Below are 6064 nucleotides of genomic sequence, written 5' to 3'. Positions count from 1 at the left end.
TCAGGCCGCCTTCGCAGGCAAGCCAGCTCCCACAGGGAATGGCGTACACCTGCAAATTGCAGGTCGGCTGTCAGGCCGCCTTCGCAGGCAAGCCAGATCCCACAGGGAATGATGTACATCTGCAAGTGATTGGTCGGCTGTCAGGCCGCCATCGCGGGCAAGCCAGCTCCTACAAGGGGTTCGGTGAACACGCTTCGCTCCTCACCACTCAATAGGCCGAGCGTTAGCTCGCCTGCTTTTGATTTTGATCTGCCCGCCCCGTCGGGAGGCTGAGTGGAGGTGTTCATCCGGGGAGTGGCGCGTAGCGCCGTTCGACGCAGTCGAACACGCTGCATGTAGGTCGTCGCGAAGCAGACCGGAGGGCAGTGTCCCCGGATGGATACCGGAGCGAAGGTACGCCGAGCCTAGGCGAGGGGCCGGACGTTGGGGCGAAGACCTTTGCTTCCTTTGGGGCGTTTGCCAAAGGGAGTCGCCGTAAGGGCGAAACCATAAGTGGCCGTTACCGCAGAAATGGATATGTCCACAACCAACAAGAACATGGTCGGCTACCAGGCCGCCAAGTAACCAAGCCAATCTCGGACAATGAAACCAGCATTCAGCCCCTTGCCCCCACGCCACAGCAGGCTAACATCAACAAAAGGAAAAATAGTCCCAATCCCCCTCAAGTTGAAGGACCCAACTACCGACACAGTACAAATAAGTCAAATACTCAAAACAACAGCATTTCTGCCAAGCTGCAGGCAAAAAACCCTGAGATTGAATGTCCCTTTGACTGCCATCACGGGATTGCCAATACTCATGGCAACTTGATGCTACCCGCACGGAACAAGGAATAACCCTTTGAAGCTGGAACTCAAGAACAGCTTGTCGGTGAAGTTGCTCCGGGTCGTGCTCCTGTCGGCATTGATCGTCGGCGTAGTCTTGAGCTGCGCGCAGATCGTTTTCGATGCCTATAAAACACGCCAGGCCGTGGCCAACGATGCAGAACGCATCCTCGACATGTTCCGCGACCCCTCCACCCAGGCCGTCTACAGCCTGGACCGGGAAATGGGCATGCAGGTCATCGAAGGCCTGTTCCAGGACGACGCCGTGCGCCAGGCCTCCATCGGCCATCCCAACGAAGCCATGCTCGCGCAAAAGTCTCGTGAGTTGCAGCATTCAAACAGCCGCTGGCTGACCGACCTGATCCTCGGCAAGGAACGCACCTTTACCACCCAACTGGTAGGCCGCGGCCCCTACAGCGAGTATTACGGCGACCTGAGCATCACCCTCGACACCGCCACCTACGGGCAGGGTTTCATCGTCAGCTCGGTGATCATCTTCATTTCCGGCGTATTGCGCGCCCTCGCCATGGGCCTGGTGTTGTACCTGGTCTACCACTGGCTGCTGACTAAACCGCTGTCGCGCATCATCGAACACCTGACCGAAATCAATCCGGACCGCCCCAGCGAACACAAGATTCCGCAACTCAAGGGCCACGAAAAGAACGAACTGGGGATCTGGATCAACACCGCCAACCAGTTGCTCGAATCCATCGAGCGCAACACCCACCTGCGCCACGAAGCGGAAAACAGCCTGCTGCGCATGGCCCAGTACGACTTCCTCACCGGTCTGCCGAACCGCCAGCAATTACAGCAACAACTGGACAAGATCCTAGTCGACGCCGGCAAATTGCAACGACGGGTCGCGGTGCTGGTGGTGGGCCTGGACGACTTCAAAGGCATTAACGAACAGTTCAGCTACCAGACCGGCGACCAATTGCTATTAGCCCTGGCCGATCGCCTGCGCGCTCACAGCGGTCGCCTCGGCGCCCTCGCCCGTCTCGGTGGTGACCAGTTCGCCCTGGTCCAGGCCGATATCGAACAACCTTACGAAGCCGCCGAACTGGCGCAAAGCATCCTCGATGATCTGGAAGCGGCGTTTGCCCTCGATCATCAGGAGATCCGCCTGCGCGCGACCATCGGCATCACCCTGTTTCCCGAGGACGGCGACAGCACCGAGAAACTGCTGCAAAAAGCCGAGCAGACCATGACGCTGGCGAAAACCCGCTCGCGCAACCGTTATCAGTTCTACATCGCCAGCGTCGACACCGAAATGCGTCGCCGTCGGGAACTGGAAAAAGACCTGCGCGACGCCCTGCGGCGGGACCAGTTCTACCTCGTCTACCAACCGCAGATCAGCTATCGCGATCACCGGGTGGTGGGTGTCGAGGCACTGATTCGCTGGCAGCACCCCGAGCATGGCCTGGTGCCGCCGGACCTGTTCATCCCGCTCGCCGAGCAGAACGGCACCATCATCGCCATCGGCGAGTGGGTGCTGGATCAAGCGTGCAAGCAATTGCGCGAATGGCACGATCAGGGTTTCCCGGATCTGCGCATGGCGGTGAACCTGTCGACCGTGCAACTGCACCACGCCGAATTGCCGCGAGTGGTCAACAACCTGCTGCAGATGTACCGCCTGCCGCCGCGCAGCCTGGAGCTGGAAGTCACCGAAACCGGCCTGATGGAAGACATCAGCACCGCCGCCCAACACCTGTTGAGCCTGCGCCGCTCCGGCGCATTGATTGCGATTGACGATTTCGGCACGGGTTATTCGTCCTTGAGCTATCTGAAAAGCCTGCCGCTGGACAAGATCAAGATCGACAAGAGCTTCGTGCAGGACCTGCTCGATGACGACGACGATGCCACCATCGTTCGGGCGATCATTCAATTGGGCAAGAGCCTGGGCATGCAGGTGATTGCCGAAGGCGTGGAAACCGCCGAGCAAGAGGCCTACATCATCTCCGAAGGCTGCCACGAAGGTCAGGGCTACCACTACAGCAAACCGCTGCCGGCACGGGAATTGAGCGCCTATCTGAAACAGGCGCAGCGCAGTAACGCGGCTATTTTGTAGATCTCAAAAGATCCACGACACAACTCTCGCCTGAATAAGAAATATTTCCAGCTACAACCCTTTACACATAATGCGAAAGATTTGCATTATGTCGCAGTTTCGCGCACCCGCTGCGCCATACCACCCCCTCTCGAAGCAGGATGTTCGCCATGATTCGTATGCCTCTGGCTACCGCCAGTCTGTTGGCCATCGCTATTTCCCTCGCCGGTTGTGGCGAAGGCAAAGACAAAGCTGCAGCTCCAGCGCCTACACCGGCCGCCAGCACGACCGCTCCGGCGCCAGCCACCGCTCCCGCCGCTACCAGCAAAGTCGACGAAGCCGCCGCTAAAGCCGTTGTCGCGCATTACGCCGACATCGTCTTCGCCGTTTACAGCGATGCCGAATCCACCGCGAAGACCCTGCAAACCGCCGTCGACGCCTTCCTCGCCAAGCCGAACGCCGACACCCTGAAAGCCGCCAAGGCGGCCTGGGTAGCTGCCCGCGTTCCTTACCTGCAGAGCGAAGTGTTCCGCTTCGGCAACACCATCATCGACGACTGGGAAGGTCAGGTGAATGCCTGGCCACTGGACGAAGGCCTGATCGACTACGTCGACAAATCCTACGAGCACGCACTGGGTAACCCGGGTGCCACGGCCAACATCATCGCCAACACCCAGGTTCAGGTCGGCGAAGACAAGATCGACGTCAAAGACATCACCCCGGAAAAACTCGCCAGCCTGAACGAGCTGGGCGGTTCCGAGGCCAACGTCGCCACTGGTTACCACGCCATCGAATTCCTGCTCTGGGGCCAGGACCTGAACGGCACCGGCCCGGGCGCCGGCAACCGTCCAGCCTCCGACTACCTGGAAGGCAAAGGCGCCACCGGCGGTCACAACGATCGTCGCCGCGCTTACCTGAAGTCCGTGACCCAGTTGCTGGTCAGCGACCTGGAAGAGATGGTCGGTAACTGGAAGCCGAACGTGGCCGACAACTACCGCGCCACCCTGGAAGCGGAACCGGTTGATTCCGGCCTGCGCAAAATGCTGTTCGGCATGGGCAGCCTGTCCCTGGGCGAACTGGCGGGCGAGCGCATGAAGGTTTCCCTGGAAGCCAACTCCCCTGAAGACGAACACGATTGCTTCAGCGACAACACCCATAATTCGCAGTTCTACGATGCCAAGGGTGTTCGCAACGTGTACCTGGGCGAATACACCCGCGTAGATGGCACCAAAATGACCGGCGCCAGCCTGTCGTCCCTGGTGGCCAAAGCCGACCCGGCTGCCGATACCGCGCTGAAAGCCGACCTGGCCGCAACCGAAGCCAAGATGCAGGTCATCGTCGATCACGCCAACAAGGGTGAGCACTACGACCAGCTGATCGCCGCCGGTAATACCGCTGGCAACCAGATCGTGCGCGACGCAATCGCCGCCCTGGTCAAGCAGACCGGTTCGATCGAAGCCGCCGCTGGCAAACTGGGCATCAGCGACCTGAACCCGGACAACGCTGATCACGAGTTCTGATCAACGCTGGCTGAGTGAATAAAGAGGCGACCTTCGGGTCGCCTTTTTCATGCCCGCCTGAATGCAATCCCCTGTGGGAGCGAGCCTGCTCACGATGGCTGCGCCTCGGTCCTCTGTGAAAACCTGCCCCACATCAACCAAACGATAATTCCTCTTATTCAAACTCCCTCGCCCTGTTAGACTTTGCGCCCTTGTTTTGCTCGTCTTGCAGGATGTCTGATGCCCTCGCTGCTTCTTCGCTTGTCCGCACTGTTTCTGGCCCTGGGCCTGAGTGCCTGCGATGACGCCCCGCGTTTTACCAAGGCCGAACCCGGTGAAGCCCGGTCCGGTGGCGCAGCGACCGTGCGCAAGACCGATCAAAATGCGTTCTCCCTGCCCTCCGCGAACCTGTCGCCGTCACGGCGCGTGGATTTCAGCGTCGGCAACAGTTTCTTCCGCAACCCTTGGGTGATTGCCCCTTCGACCACCACCGCCCGGGATGGCCTCGGTCCGCTGTTCAACACCAACGCCTGTCAGGGCTGCCACATCAAGGACGGTCGCGGTCATCCGCCGACGCCCGATGCGGCGAACGCGGTATCGATGCTGGTGCGCCTGTCGATCCCGGACGCGCCGGCCTATGCCAAAGTCATCGAGCAGCTCGGCGTGGTCCCGGAGCCGGTCTACGGCGGCCAGTTCCAGGACATGGCCATACCCGGCGTGACCCCGGAAGGCAAAGTGCGGGTCGATTACACCCCCGTTCCGGTCCGCTTCAAGGACGGCACCGAAATCGAGTTGCGCAAGCCCAGCCTGAACATCACCCAGCTCGGTTACGGCCCTATGCACCCCGACACCCGTTTCTCGGCGCGCGTTGCCCCGCCGATGATTGGCCTGGGCTTGCTCGAAGCCATCCCCGACGAAGCGATCCTGGCCAACGCCGAGGCTCAGGCCAAGGACAAAAACGGCATCGCCGGGCGGCCGAACCGGGTCTGGGACGACGTGCAGCAAAAGACCGTCCTCGGCCGGTTCGGCTGGAAAGCCGGGCAACCGAACCTCAATCAGCAGAACGTTCACGCGTTTTCCGGCGACATGGGCCTGACCACCAGCCTGCGCCCCTTCGATGACTGCACCGAGGCGCAAACGGCCTGCAAACAGGCGCCGACCGGCAACGGTCCGAATGGCGAGCCGGAAGTCAGCGATAACATCCTGCGCCTGGTGCTGTTCTACAGCCGCAACCTGGCCGTGCCGGCCCGTCGCGACGTCAACGCGCCCGAAGTGCTGGCCGGCAAGAACCTGTTTTTCCAGGCCGGATGCCCGTCCTGTCACACACCGAAATACACCACCGCCGCCAACGCCGCCGAACCTGAACTGGCCAATCAAGTGATTCGCCCTTACAGCGATCTGCTGCTGCACGACATGGGCGACGGCCTGGCCGACAACCGCAGCGAATTCCAGGCCAGTGGCCGCGACTGGCGCACCCCGCCGTTGTGGGGCATCGGCCTGACGCAAGCGGTCAGTGGCCACACCCAGTTCTTGCATGACGGCCGCGCCCGCAATCTGCTGGAAGCCGTGCTCTGGCATGGCGGCGAAGCGCAAGCGGCCCAGCAACAGGTTTTGTCTTTCAATGCCGAGCAGCGCGCTGCGTTGCTGGCGTTTTTGAATTCCCTTTAATACGTTTTCCATAGCGGGAGCCCGAC

At 60.8% G+C, this 6064-nt stretch carries 4 protein-coding genes; all 4 read left to right on the top strand.

All coding sequences use genetic code 11. The features are described 5' to 3' along the window. On the top strand, positions 1 to 215 hold a 215-nt coding region (locus K0F88_RS06495), incomplete at its 5' end, for a hypothetical protein (RefSeq protein WP_219094610.1). Positions 216 to 840: 625 nt separating this feature from the next. Beyond that, the gene (locus K0F88_RS06490) at positions 841 to 2892 is read left to right on the top strand and encodes a bifunctional diguanylate cyclase/phosphodiesterase (RefSeq protein ID WP_219094609.1); all 2052 of its coding nucleotides are present in this window, start codon (positions 841 to 843) and stop codon (positions 2890 to 2892) included. Between the two features lie 149 nt (positions 2893 to 3041). Next, entirely contained in the window at positions 3042 to 4391 is a 1350-nt protein-coding gene (locus tag K0F88_RS06485; protein WP_219094608.1) for an imelysin family protein, read from the top strand. 219 nt (positions 4392 to 4610) lie between these two features. Then, positions 4611 to 6038: a di-heme oxidoredictase family protein gene (locus K0F88_RS06480; protein WP_219094607.1), complete on the top strand. Its 1428-nt coding sequence runs from the start codon at positions 4611 to 4613 to the stop codon at positions 6036 to 6038. The last annotated feature ends 26 nt before the right edge of the window (positions 6039 to 6064 follow it).

The organism is Pseudomonas sp. UMAB-40 (genome assembly GCF_900095275.1).
In the GTDB taxonomy this organism is placed as follows: domain Bacteria; phylum Pseudomonadota; class Gammaproteobacteria; order Pseudomonadales; family Pseudomonadaceae; genus Aquipseudomonas; species Aquipseudomonas mandelii_B.
Note: the sequence above shows the minus strand (reverse complement) of the source record. Positions and strands in the feature narration are given on the sequence as shown.

Coding starts and splice junctions, on each gene's coding strand:
- K0F88_RS06480 (WP_219094607.1), top strand. CDS start 4,611: ATGCCCTCGCTGCTTCTTCGCTTGTCCGCACTGTTTCTGGCCCTGGGC.
- K0F88_RS06485 (WP_219094608.1), top strand. CDS start 3,042: ATGATTCGTATGCCTCTGGCTACCGCCAGTCTGTTGGCCATCGCTATT.